Here is a 16,399-nt window from a genome sequence, read left to right as displayed (position 1 = left end):
GGACTAAAGCCCGTTTCTATTGACATTTTAAATATTTTCTTTTGATCGAGGCTCAGCTTAATCCTTAACAGCTTCAATACAATTTTAATGGTTCAAGAAAATTTGAAATTCATTATCTAAAAAACTTCCACTTCGGAATAATCGCCAACATACCAAAACCCGTGAAAAGGAACAGATTAGTTACGTCAGAATACAAGAATGTGGATAAGTAATAGTTGTGCATAAAAAAGTGAAAAACCAGCATCAAAGGAAACAGAATGATGCCTATTTTTCTGTAAAAATACATCAGCGCAATTCCTGCAATCATTAAGATATCTATCGAGAAAATAAAGTAGAAATATCCGGAAGGAATATTCAGGGTTTTATGCTGTAAATATTCATCAAAATCTAACCCGACTCCCATCAAAGTAAACAATAGCAGAGCAGCTAAAGCCAAAATAAAACCCCATCCTTTTTTCGGATCTTCATCAAAATAACTGTATTCTTTATATTGCTTTTCCATAATGCAAAAATAAAGAACTTATGAATTACTTCATAAGTTCTCTGGTATTTATATCGTCTAAAATTTGATTAAATCGAGATCGCATTGATCAGTCTGTTTTTGTCACTTAAGAATTCTTCCATAGAAATCATACTTTCAGTTCTCATTACATCCTGAATATCATCTATCTGATAAATGATCTTTTTCGCATCTTCAGTATTTTTAGCTTTTACTTTACAGAAAATGTTATATTTTCCTGAGATAACGCTAGCTTCTACTACGTTTGGAATTGTTCCTAACTCCTTCAAAACCTCTTGAGTGCGGTTTGATTTTGTTAAAAGGATTCCGATAAAAGCTGTAAAATGGTAGTCTAACTTACCATAATCTAAATTAAGAGATGATCCTAAAATAATACCTGCATCTTCCATTTTCTTCACCCTTACGTGTATTGTACCTGCAGATACATCCATCTGCTTAGCAATTTCTGTAAAAGGCATTCTTGTATTTTCTACTAAGAAATCAAGAATTTTCTTGTCTATTTCGTCCAGTTGATAGTTCATATAGTGAAATTATATTTTTCCTAAAAAATCGATAAATTTTTTACAAAATTAAGAAAAATAAATTAACTAGGAAAAATATATTAAAGATTAACAATAATTAACACATATGACAAAAATCATTCAAAGATTCAGATTATTTAACCTTCGATTTTACGGAATCTGTTTTTATTTCATTATTAACAGGCACCTGCTTTTTATCTTTTTTCTTCTTTTTTGAGAAAGAATCGAAGCTTCTACTCCATACAATACCGCCCCCATAAGCTTGATTCGCAGAACCGTTTGTACCTACAGTACCTACACCCATTCCTATATTGGTTGGTTTTGAGTAACCTCTTAACAGCAATGTACCGTCATTCTTTTTAGAAATATCGTACTCTATAGTTCCTTCGCCTGAGAGATAATTTGTTTCTGTAGCATCAGTTTTGTTTAAAGGAATACCAAGGCCTGTTTTAACTGTAATTCTGGGAGAAAGATCAAAACTTACTCCGGCGTTTGCACGATCACCAATATTAGAATTCTGATCGGCTTTCACATAATTCAAATCAATCTGAAATTCATTACTCATTGTATTAAGCACTGATCCAAGCTGTTTCAGGATCATGTTATACCCTGAAGATTCTGCTACATTACTTGCATTAAAAGTTACCCCACCCGTACTCGATTCATTAAACATATTCAGCAGAAGTATTGAACTAAACTGTAAAACATTTTCGCCTTCAGTCTGATTTATTTTTGCCGCCAAAGTTTCCTTAACCTGGCTCGAAACATCTAAAGCAGTAACATTAAGATCTATTTTCGGATCAGTCAGCGTGTTGGTAATTTTGGTCTGAAGCAAAATACTGATCGGCTGAAGTTGTCCCATATTTAAGTACGCTCCTGCATTCGAAACCATTCTCACATAATTTGCTGTGATATCAAGCATTGGCTTCATCGCATCACCGTCCCATCGTATACTGCTGTTTTTCTGGATCTGGAACGTTCTGTTCAGGATCGCTTTAGAAACAAAAGTTCCGCTTTCTACCATGTATGCTCCGTTCATAGCGATATTTCCCTGTCTTCCCATCTGGAATCTCAGATCATCTGCAATTCCTTTTACGGTAATGTTCCCTACATCATCACCCACCAATACATTTACTGTAGTTCCTTTGTCAACATCAAGACTGAAGTCAATATTCATATTAGCTCCTGATTTTTTCTTGTCTTCTAATGTTACAAGACCGTCTTTTCCTTCTTTCAGGAATCTCAGCATTTTAAATTCTTCAACATTTGAAGTAGAGCTTGAATTGAAAGTAAATGTACTTCCATTCAAAGCTTTCATATTCGGTGTAGATAAATTTAAGGCTGAAACGGGACCGTCAACGTACAAATCACCTTGCCCGTAAATTCTTCCCCAGAAGAGATCATATTCTTTCTGGGTAGTATTCAGCATCAATAAATTATCAGCTCTCATTACAAGGTTGACTCCCATTGAGGATAAAGTTTCAAACTGTATCGCCCCGGAAATTGTTCCCTGTGAATTTGATCTTCCATCATGCACTCCGATATTGTTAAGGATCGCCAAACCTTTTGAAAGTGGGATCACGGTATCATCAAACGAATAATCTACACCCGTAAACAGAAGTTTCAGACCAAATTCCTTTAAGCCTATATCTCCACTGTAATCTAAATTTTTCAGAGTTCCGTTGATTTTTAAATCTCCGGTTGCTTTTCCTCTTAAATTTCCAAAAATAGTCTGTACAAATTGTTGGGTAAATGCCAAATCAAATTCACGAAGTTCAGCCGTCAAATCAATTGTGGGAGAAGCTGTGTTATTATTGACCGTTCCCGTTAAATGTAGGTTATTATTCCCTATTACTCCAGCAGAAGTCACTTTTACGTCTACATCATAAACATTAAGTGAATAGCCATTGACAGCAGAAATCGTAAGATCTCCCATGTCATTTCCATTCATCATAATATCGTCAACAGTAAGATCCACAAGAGGCTGCAAAGTGTTTTTATCCATCTTGATCTTTACGCTACCATTGGCCAGTCCTTTGATATCCATAGGATTTCCACCAGCTTGCATTTCCAAAAGTTTTTCAATTGCAAAATCCTGAACTTCAGCATCTACATAAAAATCTTTGGCAGATTTGAATATGGATTCATTGATTAAGAGTGAACTATTATCTGAATAAATCCTGAGGTTCTTCACCTCAAAATCCTGAGTTTTCTTTCGATAGCTTATATAATGATCAAGCTCAGAGCTCGTATCAATAGTCCATTTCACATGATTAAAATTAACTTCAGTCGGCTCAAATCTGAAAATATAATCTCCATCCGGATTTGTTGACTGGTTAAAATTAACTGCATAACTTTTCAGATTATCATCAAGCTCATCTTCAGGACTTCCATGTTTGAAGGTTGTAGCGATTCTCAAAGTTGTATTGTTCTCATTCTTTCCGGTGAGAAGAATGTGTTTCAGAATATTTTTATTGTACTCTACTCTTTTGATTTTTGCATAAAGCTGCTGATCAAGATTTGCCGTGTTAATTCTCACCACTACACTATCAACTAAGGCACTGTCTCTCGTAATAACATCTCTTTCATTGATTTTATAATCAGGATTTGCATTCGCCAAAGCCATATCTGCATCCGTAATTTCCTCTTTCTTAGTCATTACATATTTCAGTGATTCGGCATCAAGATTTAAAATTAAATTATTTGAATTTCCGTCATACTCACCTTCAACTGTTGCTCCTTGAGGAAGTTTCAGATCCGGCATAAAATAACTTACCAAGCCTTGTTGAACATCAAAATTCATGGTGAAATTTTGTCCGCGGTACAGTTTTCTTGGTGGTGGACCTACTAAAATTTTACCTAACCCATTTTCCACCATTCCTGCCAAATCAGCAAGATTATATTTACCTGAAATTTTACCATTTACAGCACCTGGAGCATCTACATCAATTACGCGGTTTCCACCCTCTATAAACGTTTTTATCTTAGCATTAGGAATCTGATAACGTTGTGTAGCAGTTGCAAAACTGATATTATTCGCCACGACGTCAAGATTTAAATCATTCACGTTCGTCATCGACATTTTTCCATTTACCTGACCGCTTACGATTTGGCTTCCGGGTTTGTCGGTGAAATAATTCATATTCAGATACGTGACATCTGCATCAATATTTGCAGAAATTCTTTTAGTGCTAAAATCAATCAGACCTTTTATAGTTGCTTTTGCCTGTTCATCATTAATTGTTATTAAACCATTATATTTTCTGTGATCAAGCAAACCATCCAGATTCAGATTATTGATTTCCTTATTCATGATATCAAGACTTGAAATCTGAGATTTTGTCCTGATGCGCATTGTATTGACATCAAAACTCTGCCCATCAATATTAAATTTCCCAGAAATCAGACCAACCGTTTTACTTTTTGTAATGACCGATGTATTTAAATCTTTTACTTCTGCGTAACCTTTATACTTAGGCATTGTGGTACTGAAATCTGTTAATGAAAAATTGGAAATCTTTGCCTGTCCGATTCCCGTCATCAGATTTCCGGAAGAAACATAGACTTGTTTAGGATTTACTTTTACATCTCCATTATATTTTAATTTCCCAAAGTCATCAGCGAAATTTTTAATTTTCTTTGAAATGAAATTCGGCATCATGGCTTTCAGATCTTTATAGGTAAAATCTGCTGAAAGATTATTGGTTTCAATCAAAAAATTACCTTTTAGCAAATTGGTAATATTCATTTTCTGAGTGGCTATATTTACCGAAGGATTTCTGATCAGGAAATTATCTAAAGTAAACCTATTCAGCGGACCAGCCATTTTTCCGCTTATATTAAATGGAACATAATTGTCCCAATTGGTTACAAAATAAGAGATATCGTAACCGCTCAACTGACTTCCAAGCTTGAGATTCATATCCCATTTTACTTTATTGGTAAAATCTGCCCAAGAACCTTTGTTTAAATTAAATTTAATATCTCCCTGCAGAAGCGAATGATCGGTATTTAAAGTTAAATCTTTCAGAAAAAGAAAATCTTCCGTCATCGAGAAATCTGTAGAAAATGTTTCCACAAAATGTGCTTTCCCCCATCTTTTGGTTGTGAACGTGAAATTATTGATCGTAGCATTAATGTTGGCTCCGTTTACTTTTAATTTGGGGGCAATCAGATTGACATTGGTTGCAGTCAACCATTTCCCGGGCTCTCCGGGAGAATTCTGATTGACAATAGAAACTTTTGAATCTAAAATTTCCAATCTTGAGTTTAACTGAAACGGTGGTTTTGTGGGATCTTTTTTCTTCCCACTGTCAAAAAGCTGTGTAAACCGGATGAAATTTGAAATACTGTCGCCTTTATAGGTAATGACTTTTATATCTGCATCTTTCAGAGTCAGCCCGTTAAAACTTAAAGAATTGTTTTTTCCGATATTGGTTGCCAAAGAAAACCAGTCTGAATTAGCTTTGAACTCTCTAGCTTTAATGAAATCTAAATTTTTATAATCTCTTATTCTTAAACCTTTAATCGTCACATCACCGAAGAAATCAACCTCTACACTTTCGGTAGACATTTTTGCTTTAAAATCCCTGTTGACAATCTGTAAAGCCTTATCTGCAGCCCATCTTTTGGTCACCGGAAGATTAATTGCAATAAAAACAAAAGCTACAATACCAAGAACTGTCCAGAAAAAAATGAGCAAAAGTTTTGCCCACCAAGAATAGCTGGTTACGTCTTTTGCAGCTTGTTTACCAAATTCCTGAGCAGTATCTATCGGATGATTTATGGCATCAGAAGCAAGCTCAGAAGCCTCTTTTACAGTCTCCTGAACATTATCAACCGTCTTTTGTACCTGATCTCCTAAGTTTTCAGCTACTGATTTTTTATGCTCATTTTCGTTATTATTCTCTAACTTTGCCATTACTATGAGTGACTCTATAATTTTAGGTATCGAATCGTCTTGTGACGATACTTCATCAGCCATTATCAAAGGAAATTCTATTCTTTCAAACATTGCCGCAAACCAGGAAATCCATAAAGAATATGGAGGCGTGGTTCCTGAGCTTGCGTCACGAGCTCATCAGCAGAATATTATTCCCGTAGTAGAAAAATCCTTTACCAAAGCAAATATACAACAAAATGCAATCTCTGCCATAGGCTTTACCCGCGGTCCCGGACTTTTAGGATCTCTTCTCGTGGGAACTTCTTTTGCTAAGTCTCTGGCTATGAGTTTAGACGTTCCTTTGATAGAGGTCAATCACCTTCAGGCGCACATTTTGGCACATTTCATCGACGATGCAAATCCTGTGCCGCCAAAATTCCCTTTCTTGTGTCTTACTGTAAGTGGAGGACATACGATGATCGTTTTGGTAAAAGATTATTTTGATATGGAAATCATCGGAAAAACCATCGATGATGCTGCCGGTGAGGCATTTGATAAAATCGGAAAAATCTTTGATCTTGATTATCCGGCAGGACCAATTATCGACAGATTGGCGAAAGAAGGAAATCCTGATGCTTTTAAATTTAACAAACCAAGATTAGAAAATTACGACTACTCTTTCAGCGGAATCAAGACCTCTGTTTTATATTTTATTCAGAAAGAAGTGAAGAAGAATCCTGATTTCATTAAAGAAAATATGAATAATCTTTGTGCTTCGGTACAAAAATGCATCATTGAAATTTTAATGAATAAATTGGAAAAAGCTGCGAAAGATTTAAACATAGAAGAAGTTGCCATCGCAGGCGGAGTTTCTGCCAATTCAGCTTTGCGAAAAGCAATGCAGGACAACAACGAGAAACTGGGATGGAACATTTACATTCCTAAATTTGAATATACAACCGATAATGCAGCAATGATAGCGATGGTTGCCCAGCTAAAATTTGAACGTGGAGAATTTACCGATTTAAGAACAACTGCAACCTCAAAATATGATTTATAAAATCACGACTTAAAATAAAGATCTACAGATGAAAATATTATTAGAAGAAAAAGTACTGGGAACGCAATCTAAAAAGAACTCAAAATATTATTGGGTTTTAGAAACCATTACAGGAAAAAATGAAGTTACAGAAAAATCTGAAGACGAAGATTATATAATGATAAGTTCAGAAATTGGATATGTTCAAAATGTAAAGGAAGAGATTGCAGAAAAAATCAACTCAGAAAATGTATTTAGCTTTCCTTACGAACCCAAAGAAGGGGATTATTTATCCATCAAAAATAATTTAAGAAAAAACGAATATCTGAATTTAATTTTTATGAATAACAGATGGATTGAAGAGATTTACGCTTGTTCATACAGAGATTGTGAAGGCGATATTTATTCCACGATAAAAACCGGAGTGGCATTTTTAAGCGATAATGAGATTACGTTTTAAAACAATATTTTCTATGAAACTTTTTTTTGGAGAGATAAATAACGGAACAGCAATCATCAACGACGAAGAACAACAACATATCGTAAAAGTTCTCCGCATGAAAGATGGTGAAGAAATTCATGTAACCGACGGAAAAGGCAATCTTGCTTCCGGAACATTGATCATTGAGGGAAAAAAGGCAGGAATTGAAGTTTCAGAAATTAAAGCTCACACATCAGATTTCAATCCGAGACTTCACATTGCGATTGCTCCGACAAAAAATATTGACCGCATTGAATTTTTCGTTGAAAAGGCCGTAGAAATGGGAGTTTCTGAAATAACGATTCTTCAGACCGAAAAAACAGAGCGTAAAAACCTGAATATTGATAAGATCAGAAAACAGGCGATTGCAGCTTCGAAGCAAAGTCTGAGATTTCATTTTCCTGTAATTAATGATTTAATTAAACTATCCGATTTTCTTAAAAATATAGATTCAGAAAGTACTTTTGTCGCACACTGCAACGAAAATTTAGAAAGAATTAATTTACATAATATTCCAAAATTGGAAAACTACACTTTTCTGATTGGTCCTGAAGGTGATTTTTCAGATAAAGAAATTTTGTTTTTAGCAGAAAAAGGAATTAAAGCGGTTTCATTGGGAATTCAGAGATTACGAACAGAAACTGCGGGAGTTTTTGTGGCAGCCTGGAATTATAATAAGATGATTTAATCTTTTTTATCTTTTCCTTTAATTATTGGCCATGTTATCCCGATATGACCTGTATTGATGGGCAAACTTTCAGCTTTTGCCAATCTGAAATTGTAACCGATATAAAACTTACCACCCCAACCGCCAATTCCAAAATAAGGCATTATTCTTGGGACAAATTTTTCAAAATTTGTCTGAAGCTGTATTTCAGTACCAAAAGTGAATCCTGCTCCAACACTGATTCCAACCTTGGGAGCGACAAAAAAATCATATTTATTACTCAGGCTGAAATCACTTCCAATATAATAAACTTTTGAACCGCCGTGATGACCGCCATACTTGAAAACCTTAGCATAAGCCAATTCTATTGTATGCATTTGTCCGGCTTTCCAGGTTTCTGTATTGTCTTTTGCATCGCCGGAAAAATGATATCCTACCAAAAATGCAGGATAAATAGAGGTCTTCATATTTCCTCTATTATAAAATATCGAATCATTTTTCGATTGTGAAAACAAACATTCTGAAAAAAACAGAAATAAAAGAGGCAATAATCTCATTATAATGATTTAAAATTTTAATAATAACTTTTAAAAAGTCAAATTATTATCCCTCAGATACTTTTCAAAAATCTGCTCACCGCTTCTGATCGAATTTACAGTCCAACGGATTTTCATTCTCAATAATTTCTCTTCGTTAAGTTTATAATCAATACCAGATTTCATCAGTTTTTGCTTCAATTCATACATACAAAGTGAAGCGGCAACAGAAACGTTAAAACTTCTCGTAAAACCATACATCGGAATCGCTAAAGTTTCATCTGCAAAATTTAAAATCTCCTGAGAAACACCTTCCATCTCAGTTCCGAAGACTAATGCAATCGGTTCTGTAATTTCATATTCGGGAAGCATTTTTGCATTATTTTCTAAAGAAACGACAACGATTTTGTAACCTTTATCTTTAATTTTTTGGAATGATTCCATATTTCGGGGAAGCTTTTCTACTTCAACCCAAGTGTCGGCTCCTTTTGTTACTTTGAGGTTCGGTTCGAAATTATTTTCTTCCTGCAAAGCAACCACTTTATGAAAACCACAAGCTTCAACAGAACGTACAATTGCCGCCGCATTCCTAAACTGATAAACATCTTCCAAAACGGGCAGCACAAAATCTGAACTTTCCGGAGCAAAATGTTCGATTTTTCTCAATCTTTCTTCCGTTAAAAACTGTTTTAAATACTCGTAGGTTTTAGCTAAATCTTCCATCTATTTTCAAATCTTTGCAAATTAACGTAATTTTGAAATTCTGAACCTGAAAAGAAACTCAAAATCTTTAATTTAAAGTAAAAAATGAAGCGAAAAGTCCTTCTTATTTATACCGGTGGAACGATCGGTATGGAAAAAGATTACGAAACCGGAAGTCTCCGTGCCTTTGATTTCGGAAATATTTTTGAAAAGATGCCCGAAATGAAACTGATGGAATGCGAAGTTTTTGTACATCCCTTTGCAAAACCGCTCGACTCTTCCGATATGGGACCAGAAGAATGGAGAATTATCGCCAATTATATCTTTGATAATTATAAAAAATATGACGGATTTTTAATTCTTCACGGGACAGACACGATGTCTTATACTGCTTCAGCATTAAGTTTTATGCTAAAAGGTTTGACAAAACCTGTTATTCTTACAGGTTCACAACTTCCGATCGGAGATTTAAGAACGGATGCGAAGGAAAATCTTCTGACAAGTTTGTATTACGCAAGTTTGTATGAGCAAAACGAAGCAGTGATTCAGGAAGTGGCGATTTATTTTGAATATAAATTGTTAAGAGGAAACCGTACTTTGAAATATTCCGCGGAATACTTTGATGCATATTCGAGTCCGAACTACCCTATTCTAGGACAATCCGGAGTTCACCTTAAAATTGACAAAGACAATTTGCTCCGTTGTGACGGACGAATTGAATTTCATGTGGACGGACATATTTCTGAAGATGTTTTGTTCTGGAGAATTTTTCCCGGAATGAAACTGAATCATTTTAAAGAAATCCCGAAAATGAAAGTTCTGATTTTGCAGGTTTTCGGTTCGGGAACAATTTTCAGCAGTGAAAAAACTTTGCAAACGCTTCAGGAAATTAGAAATAACGGAACTGAAATCGTGGTGGTAAGTCAGTGTATTTCAGGAGGTATATCATTTGGAAAATATGAAAACAGTAATATTTTTGCAAAGATCGGAGCAATCAGCGGAAAAGATATGACCGCTGAATCTGCGATCACAAAATCAATGCATTTGATTGATAACCCGAATTACAAAGGAAGTTTTGCGGATAATTTCTCAAGAAATATTTGTGGAGAAATCAGCGAATAAGGAGATAAGAATTTGTTAATTCGATAAAATAACCTATTTTTGCAGTCTTCAAAACAGAGAGGTGTCCGAGTGGTTGAAGGAGCTACCCTGGAAAGGTAGTATACGGGTAACTGTATCGTGGGTTCGAATCCCATCTTCTCTACAAAACAAAAACCAGATCAATCGATCTGGTTTTTTGCTTGAAATGCAGTTTCAAAAATGCACTTCGACAATATAATGAAGTATGAATGTTGGTGTTTGCTTGACTGAATTACGGACTTCTTTCCTAGCCCGGATTGAACGGTCTGTTTGAGCTCTTTTTATATGCAAAGCAATATAAAAAAGCGAGTAGTGAAAGCCGGATTAAGCTCCTGAAAAAATCAATTACAAACCGTAAGGAAAGTCTGGTTTCTCATGTGAATTTTGATCATCGCTTCAGATCTCAACTCGCTATACGTACTTTTTTCGAAAGCTTCAACGGCTTTCAGTTTGTAATCGATGAAATCTGCAATTCTTACGACCGAAAAATAGAAATTTCTGTACAAAGCCATATCGACTGTACTTCCAAAATGAGGCAGAAAAGCATTTAAAAACGGAAGTTTCTTTTGGTGCAAATTGTAATCCGGGCAGAAGCCTGTCTTTTCTTTTGCCGTGATGATTTCGTAATGATTGATATAGTTTAAAATTGTCTCATTTTCTTTCATTGAAATTTTATTTTTCTGAAAGTAATGATGAATTCTGTCTAAAATATGTTGGGCATATTCCATCATGCTGATGGTTTTCCACTCTGAAACATGGTTGATCTTAGTTTTAAAGTTTTTAGCTTTTTCGTGATTGTTAAATGAAATTCCGAAATTTTCGTTGTATGGAAAAAAACAGTTTTTTACTCTAATAACAGCTTCTGTCTGTAATTTATCTTCCGAAAAATTGTAACACAGATAAGGTTTATAAAGTTCTTTTGTGGCGAGAAGAAAATCTGTTTCGTTGGTATTTTGATAGTTCTCAAACCACTTTTCAAGATTGTTATAATATTCATTTTCAAATTCTCTGAAACTTAAATAGAATGGAATTTTCATAGCTCTAATATTTATAATGCAAAGCTATTGGTGTAATGCGACAAAACTTGACGTGTTTTATTTTGATATAAATATTTTTAAAAACAATTTGTTTTTATTATTTTAAAACCTGAAAGCCAGCTTATTACAAACAACCCTTTTTTTGAATTTCATAATTTTCTTTTGAAATCATTTTTAATAAAAGTCCGGCTCTGAAAACAGAACCGGACTCCACGATTGAAATAATGATATATGAATAAAAAACTAACTTACTTCCAGCCGCCGCCTAAGCTTTTGTAAATATCGACAACGGTACTTAATTGTTTCTCTTTGGCTTCAATTAACTCCATTTTCGCGTCTAAAGCATCTCTCTGGTTTAATAAAACTTCAAGATAATCTGCTCTTGAGTTCATAAAAAGCTGATTGGCAATATTGATAGATTGGTCTAAAGCCTGAGTTTCCTGAGACTTTAACTGATAATACTGATCAATATTTTTCACTTTAGACATCAGGTTTGAAATATCCAGATATGCATTCAGAATAGTTTTGTCGTATTCGTACAAAGCCTGAATCTGTTTTGCATCTGCTGTCTGAAAGTTGGCTTTGATCGCACTTTTGTTGATCAGCGGTCCTGCCAATTCGCCAACTAAACTTGTAACGATTGACTCGGGCAATTTAACCAGATAAGAAGGCTTAAAAGCTTCCAAACCTAAAGTTGCTGAAATTTCCAGTGAAGGATAGAACTCTTTTCTTGCTGCTTCAACATCTAATTTCGCTGCTTTTAATTCTAATTCTGCCTGCTTAATGTCAGGACGATTTGCCAATAACTGAGACGGAATCCCAGTATAAACCGTTTGCGGAATGATCGACATAAAACTTTCTTTCGTTCTCACGATCGGTTGCGGATAACGGCCACAAAGCGCATTGATCTGATTTTCTTTTTCAGTAATCTCCTGACGAATCGTATATTCTGTCGCTTTTGATTTTGCCAGTTCAGCTTCAAACTTTTTCACTGCCAACTCTGTTGCAGCTGCTGCCTGCTTCTGAATTTTAGCAATTTCTAAAGCTCTCGTCTGCAATTTGATATATTGCTGAATGATATCCAGCTGATTATCCAGAGCCAACAATTCGTAATAATTATCAGCCACTTCTTCAATAAGATTAGAAAGAACAAAATTTTTCCCTTCAACAGTCGAAAGATAATGTGCAACCGCAGCATCCTTCTCGGTTCTTATTTTTTTCCAGATGTCAATTTCCCAATTGGCCATCAAACCTCCTTCAAAATTCCCAAGTGGATCTGGCATTTCTTTTCCTGGTTCTATTTCTGTACTCGCATCTCCGGCTCCTGTACTTGTGTAGCGACCTACTTTTTCAACTCCGACACCTAATCCTGCCCTTACAGTCGGACTTAGTCTGCCTTTTTTGGCAACAATTCCGCTTTTTGCAATCTCTATTTCCTGAAGCGTAATCATTAACTCCTGATTATTCTTTAAGGAAGTTTCAATTAAACTTACCAAATTCGGATCTGTGAAAAACTGTCTCCACGGTGTAGTTCCGCTGTTGTTATTTGTGTCCTGCTGTTCGTTTTGATTAAAATTTTCAGGAATATTATTTTTTACTTCATCGTTGATGACAGTCGCCATTGGCGCCTTACAACTTGCTAAAGCAAGCGATAAGGCGATGGTTGCTATATATTTATTATAAATCTTCATGTTTATCATCGTGTTGGTAAGGTTCTGTTTGTTCGGTTAAAGGATTTTCTTCTTCATATTTTGCCAATCGGGATTTATCGGCAATGGTTCCGAAAATGTAGTATAATCCCGGAATAATCAGCAGTCCGAAAACGGTTCCGATGAGCATCCCCCCTGCTGCTGCAGTACCAATCGTTCTGTTTCCTACAGCTCCAGGTCCCGTTGCCATTACTAATGGAATCAATCCGGCAATAAATGCAAATGAAGTCATCAGAATCGGTCTGAAACGTATGGCTGCACCTTCAATAGCTGCCTGCGCCACAGGAATTCCTTCTTCTGCTTTTTTCTGAACGGCAAATTCAATGATCAATACGGCATTTTTACCTAAAAGTCCAATGAGCATCACCATCGCAACTTGTGCGTAGATGTTATTTTCTAATCCTAATAATTTCAGGCATAAAAATGCTCCGAAAATACCTGTTGGTAATGAAAGGATAACCGGTAGAGGAAGAATAAAGCTTTCATACTGCGCAGAAAGAATTAAATAAACAAATCCTAAACAGATCAGGAAGATGTAAACAGCTTCGTTTCCACGGCCTACTTCATCTTTTGAAATTCCTGCCCAGTCGATTCCAAAACCTCTTGGTAAAGTTTTATCGGCAACTTCCTGAATGGCTTTAATTGCCTGCCCAGAACTATAACCCGGTGCTGGAGTTCCGCTCACCTCAGAAGAATTATACATATTATGTCTCGTGATTTCAGAAAGACCATACACTTTTTCCAAATGCATAAAATCTGAATACGGGACCATCTGATCTTTGTCGTTTTTCACATATAATTTCAACAAATCACTCGGTAAAGCACGATACTGAGGACCAGCCTGAACAATTACTTTATAAGGCCTATCGAAACGGATGAAACTGGTTTCGTAGTTTGAACCGATTAATGTTGACAAATTATCCATTGCTTTCTCGATACTTACGCCTTTTTGCTCGGCTAAATCATTATCAATTTTAAGCATATATTGAGGGAAACTCGCAGAATAAAAAGTGAAGGCAGAACCTAATTCCGGACGTTTTTTCAATTCTTTTACGAAATCGGTGCTTACCTGTTCCATTTTTTGGTAATCACCACTTCCTGCCTTATCCAAAAGTCTTAATTCAAATCCACCTGCGGCTCCATAACCAGGAATAGAAGGCGGCTGGAAAAATTCAATATTGGCTCCCGGAATATTTTTAGCTTTCTCTTCAAGCTTTTCAATGATTTCGGCGGCAGATTCTGAACGTTCTTCCCAACTTTTAAGGTTAATTAAACATGTTCCAGAGTTTGAACCCGTTCCTTCCGTCAGAATTTCGTAACCAGCTAAAGATGAAACCGATTGTACTCCGTCAATATCTTCAGATTCTCTTAAGAGTTCTTTAGCAATCTGATTGGTTCTTTCTAATGTAGAACCTGGAGGAGTCTGAATAATCGCATATATCATTCCCTGATCTTCTCCCGGAATAAATCCTGAAGGCAATGAGTTGCTTAAAAAGTAAGTACAAGCACAGAAAATCAATAACAGAGGAAGCGTAATGAATTTTTTAGTCACCGTTTTACTCAGTAATTTTTCATATTTTCCTGCCCCTTTTGTAAATACATTGTTGAATTTATCCAAAAGAATGGTAATGGGGCTTTTCTTTTTTGCTTTTCCGTGGTTATTTTTTAAAATTAAAGCACATAAAGCCGGGGTCAACGTCAACGCCACAACTCCCGAAAGAATGATTGACGACGCCATTGTAATGGAAAACTGACGGTAGAAAACCCCAACCGGACCCGACATAAATGCCACCGGAATAAATACAGCTGCCATTACCAAAGTAATTGCGATAATTGCTCCGCTGATTTCATGCATCGCTTCCTCAGTTGCTTTTAATGCGGAAAGACCTTTTTCTTCCATTTTGGCATGAACGGCTTCAATCACGACAATAGCATCATCGACGACAACACCGATTGCCATAACCAATGCAAAGAGCGAAATCATATTTAAAGTAATTCCAAATGCGGACATCACGGCAAATGTTCCCACCAATGAAACCGGAACTGCAATCGCCGGAATCAATGTAGAACGCCAATCTCCAAGGAATAAAAACACCACAATCGCCACTAAAATAAAAGCTTCAAACAAAGTATGAACTACCTTTTCAATCGAGGCATCCAAAAATCTTGAAACGTCATAACTGATATCGTAATGCATTCCTTTCGGAAAATTGGTTTTCTCAAGATCAGCCATCAACGTTTTTACGTTTTTGATAACGTCACTTGCATTTGACCCGTACGATTGTTTTACCGTGATTGCGGCAGACGGTTTTCCGTTTAATGTAGAATAAATATCATACATTGAAGAACCAAATTCTATGTCGGCAACATCTTTTAATCTTACAAATTCTCCTGCAGATTTAGCTTTAAGAATGATATTTCCGTAGTCTTTTTCATTATTAAAACGTCCGGGATATTTTAGAATATACTCAAATGACTGAGAACGTTTTCCCGAGCTTTCACCTGTTTTTCCCGGTGAAGCTTCTAGACTTTGCTCGTTCAAAGCTTCCATTACTTCATCAGCTGAAATATTGTAGGCTGTCAAACGATCCGGTTTCAGCCAAATACGCATTGCATATTCTCTTGTTCCTAAAATATCGGCAAAACCAACTCCACTTACCCTTCTCAATTCAGACATCACATTAATATCTGCATAGTTGAAAAGGAATTTCTGATCAGCTTTGGGATCATCACTGTACAAGTTAATATACATCAGCATATTGGGTTCTTCACGGGTGATCTTTACCCCTTCGCGCACTACCAAAGGCGGAAGTTTGTTAACCACCGAAGATACACGGTTCTGAACGTTTACTGCTGCTACGTTCGGGTCAGTTCCCAAGTCGAAAACCACCTGAATTGAAGCTTCACCGTCATTTCCGGCATCGGAAGTCATGTATTTCATTCCCGGAACGCCATTCAAGCCTCTTTCTAATGGAATAACTACGGATTTGATCAACAATTCGTTGTTGGCCCCAGGATATTCTGCGGTAATATTTACTTTTGGCGGAGAAATCGCAGGAAACTGAGTAATAGGAAGTTTCATTAAGGATAAAACTCCCATAAATACAATAATCAGTGAGATTACGATTGACAGAACAGGTCTGCGAATGAATTTTTTAAACATAA

Annotated in this window: 12 protein-coding genes and 1 tRNA gene; 5 read left to right on the top strand and 8 right to left on the bottom strand. The window is 35.9% G+C overall.

The genetic code is table 11. The features are described 5' to 3' along the window. Positions 1–112 precede the first annotated feature (112 nt). The 3 genes from K0R77_RS12305 to K0R77_RS12295 all read right to left on the bottom strand — a co-directional run bounded on the left by K0R77_RS12305 (position 113) and on the right by K0R77_RS12295 (position 5,962). Positions 113–502 carry a hypothetical protein gene (locus tag K0R77_RS12305; protein ID WP_300352666.1) on the bottom strand — a complete coding sequence of 130 codons (390 nt, stop codon included), beginning with the start codon at positions 500–502 and terminating at the stop codon, positions 113–115. A gap of 68 nt (positions 503–570) precedes the next feature. Beyond that, positions 571–1,041, bottom strand: a complete 471-nt coding sequence (locus tag K0R77_RS12300; RefSeq protein ID WP_047446659.1) for an AsnC family transcriptional regulator — start codon at positions 1,039–1,041, stop codon at positions 571–573. Positions 1,042–1,174: 133 nt separating this feature from the next. Further along, positions 1,175–5,962, bottom strand: coding sequence for a translocation/assembly module TamB (locus tag K0R77_RS12295; RefSeq protein ID WP_300352660.1), 4,788 nt, complete (start codon positions 5,960–5,962; stop codon positions 1,175–1,177). 4 nt (positions 5,963–5,966) lie between these two features. On the opposite strand from K0R77_RS12295, the gene tsaD reads away from it, so the two are divergent. Genes tsaD through K0R77_RS12280 form a run of 3 tightly spaced genes read left to right on the top strand, consistent with a single transcriptional unit; the run spans position 5,967 to position 8,131 of the window. After that, a complete protein-coding gene (gene tsaD / locus K0R77_RS12290; protein ID WP_300352657.1) occupies positions 5,967–6,983 on the top strand; it encodes a tRNA (adenosine(37)-N6)-threonylcarbamoyltransferase complex transferase subunit TsaD in 1,017 nt (338 codons plus the stop codon). A 28-nt stretch (positions 6,984–7,011) separates the two neighbouring features. Further along, positions 7,012–7,422, top strand: a complete 411-nt coding sequence (locus tag K0R77_RS12285) for a hypothetical protein (RefSeq protein ID WP_300352654.1) — start codon at positions 7,012–7,014, stop codon at positions 7,420–7,422. 13 nt (positions 7,423–7,435) lie between these two features. After that, positions 7,436–8,131: a 16S rRNA (uracil(1498)-N(3))-methyltransferase gene (locus K0R77_RS12280; protein ID WP_300352650.1), complete on the top strand. Its 696-nt coding sequence runs from the start codon at positions 7,436–7,438 to the stop codon at positions 8,129–8,131. Here K0R77_RS12280 and K0R77_RS12275 read toward each other — a convergent pair. Together K0R77_RS12275 and K0R77_RS12270 are read right to left on the bottom strand one after the other, a co-directional pair. Further along, positions 8,128–8,577, bottom strand: coding sequence for a hypothetical protein (locus K0R77_RS12275; protein ID WP_300352647.1), 450 nt, complete (start codon positions 8,575–8,577; stop codon positions 8,128–8,130). The two genes, K0R77_RS12280 and K0R77_RS12275, sit on opposite strands and share 4 nt — an antisense overlap. A gap of 120 nt (positions 8,578–8,697) precedes the next feature. Further along, complete coding sequence (locus K0R77_RS12270) at positions 8,698–9,369, bottom strand: RNA methyltransferase (protein WP_300352644.1); 672 nt, start codon at positions 9,367–9,369, stop codon at positions 8,698–8,700. 84 nt (positions 9,370–9,453) lie between these two features. Between K0R77_RS12270 and K0R77_RS12265 the strand changes: the two genes are divergently transcribed. Together K0R77_RS12265 and K0R77_RS12260 are read left to right on the top strand one after the other, a co-directional pair. After that, positions 9,454–10,470, top strand: coding sequence for an asparaginase (locus tag K0R77_RS12265; RefSeq protein WP_300352609.1), 1,017 nt, complete (start codon positions 9,454–9,456; stop codon positions 10,468–10,470). A gap of 55 nt (positions 10,471–10,525) precedes the next feature. Next, positions 10,526–10,612, top strand: a tRNA-Ser gene (locus tag K0R77_RS12260). A 217-nt stretch (positions 10,613–10,829) separates the two neighbouring features. On the opposite strand, the gene K0R77_RS12255 is transcribed toward K0R77_RS12260, so the two are convergent. The 3 genes from K0R77_RS12255 to K0R77_RS12245 all read right to left on the bottom strand — a co-directional run bounded on the left by K0R77_RS12255 (position 10,830) and on the right by K0R77_RS12245 (position 16,397). Further along, positions 10,830–11,525 (bottom strand): hypothetical protein, encoded by a 696-nt coding sequence (locus K0R77_RS12255; protein WP_300352606.1) that lies wholly within the window; start codon positions 11,523–11,525, stop codon positions 10,830–10,832. Positions 11,526–11,773: 248 nt separating this feature from the next. Then, positions 11,774–13,216 carry a TolC family protein gene (locus tag K0R77_RS12250; RefSeq protein WP_300352604.1) on the bottom strand — a complete coding sequence of 481 codons (1,443 nt, stop codon included), beginning with the start codon at positions 13,214–13,216 and terminating at the stop codon, positions 11,774–11,776. Then, complete coding sequence (locus K0R77_RS12245) at positions 13,203–16,397, bottom strand: efflux RND transporter permease subunit (protein WP_300352602.1); 3,195 nt, start codon at positions 16,395–16,397, stop codon at positions 13,203–13,205. Before K0R77_RS12245 ends, K0R77_RS12250 begins: the two co-directional genes overlap by 14 nt. Positions 16,398–16,399 lie beyond the last annotated feature (2 nt).

This window comes from Chryseobacterium sp., assembly GCF_029240215.1.
Taxonomy (GTDB): Bacteria; Bacteroidota; Bacteroidia; order Flavobacteriales; family Weeksellaceae; genus Chryseobacterium.
Note: the sequence above shows the minus strand (reverse complement) of the source record. Positions and strands in the feature narration are given on the sequence as shown.

Coding starts and splice junctions, on each gene's coding strand:
- K0R77_RS12250 (WP_300352604.1), bottom strand. CDS start 13,216: ATGAAGATTTATAATAAATATATAGCAACCATCGCCTTATCGCTTGCT.
- K0R77_RS12255 (WP_300352606.1), bottom strand. CDS start 11,525: ATGAAAATTCCATTCTATTTAAGTTTCAGAGAATTTGAAAATGAATAT.
- K0R77_RS12275 (WP_300352647.1), bottom strand. CDS start 8,577: ATGAAGACCTCTATTTATCCTGCATTTTTGGTAGGATATCATTTTTCC.
- K0R77_RS12280 (WP_300352650.1), top strand. CDS start 7,436: ATGAAACTTTTTTTTGGAGAGATAAATAACGGAACAGCAATCATCAAC.
- K0R77_RS12270 (WP_300352644.1), bottom strand. CDS start 9,369: ATGGAAGATTTAGCTAAAACCTACGAGTATTTAAAACAGTTTTTAACG.
- K0R77_RS12300 (WP_047446659.1), bottom strand. CDS start 1,041: ATGAACTATCAACTGGACGAAATAGACAAGAAAATTCTTGATTTCTTA.
- K0R77_RS12295 (WP_300352660.1), bottom strand. CDS start 5,962: ATGGCAAAGTTAGAGAATAATAACGAAAATGAGCATAAAAAATCAGTA.
- K0R77_RS12245 (WP_300352602.1), bottom strand. CDS start 16,397: ATGTTTAAAAAATTCATTCGCAGACCTGTTCTGTCAATCGTAATCTCA.
- K0R77_RS12305 (WP_300352666.1), bottom strand. CDS start 502: ATGGAAAAGCAATATAAAGAATACAGTTATTTTGATGAAGATCCGAAA.
- tsaD (WP_300352657.1), top strand. CDS start 5,967: ATGAGTGACTCTATAATTTTAGGTATCGAATCGTCTTGTGACGATACT.
- K0R77_RS12285 (WP_300352654.1), top strand. CDS start 7,012: ATGAAAATATTATTAGAAGAAAAAGTACTGGGAACGCAATCTAAAAAG.
- K0R77_RS12265 (WP_300352609.1), top strand. CDS start 9,454: ATGAAGCGAAAAGTCCTTCTTATTTATACCGGTGGAACGATCGGTATG.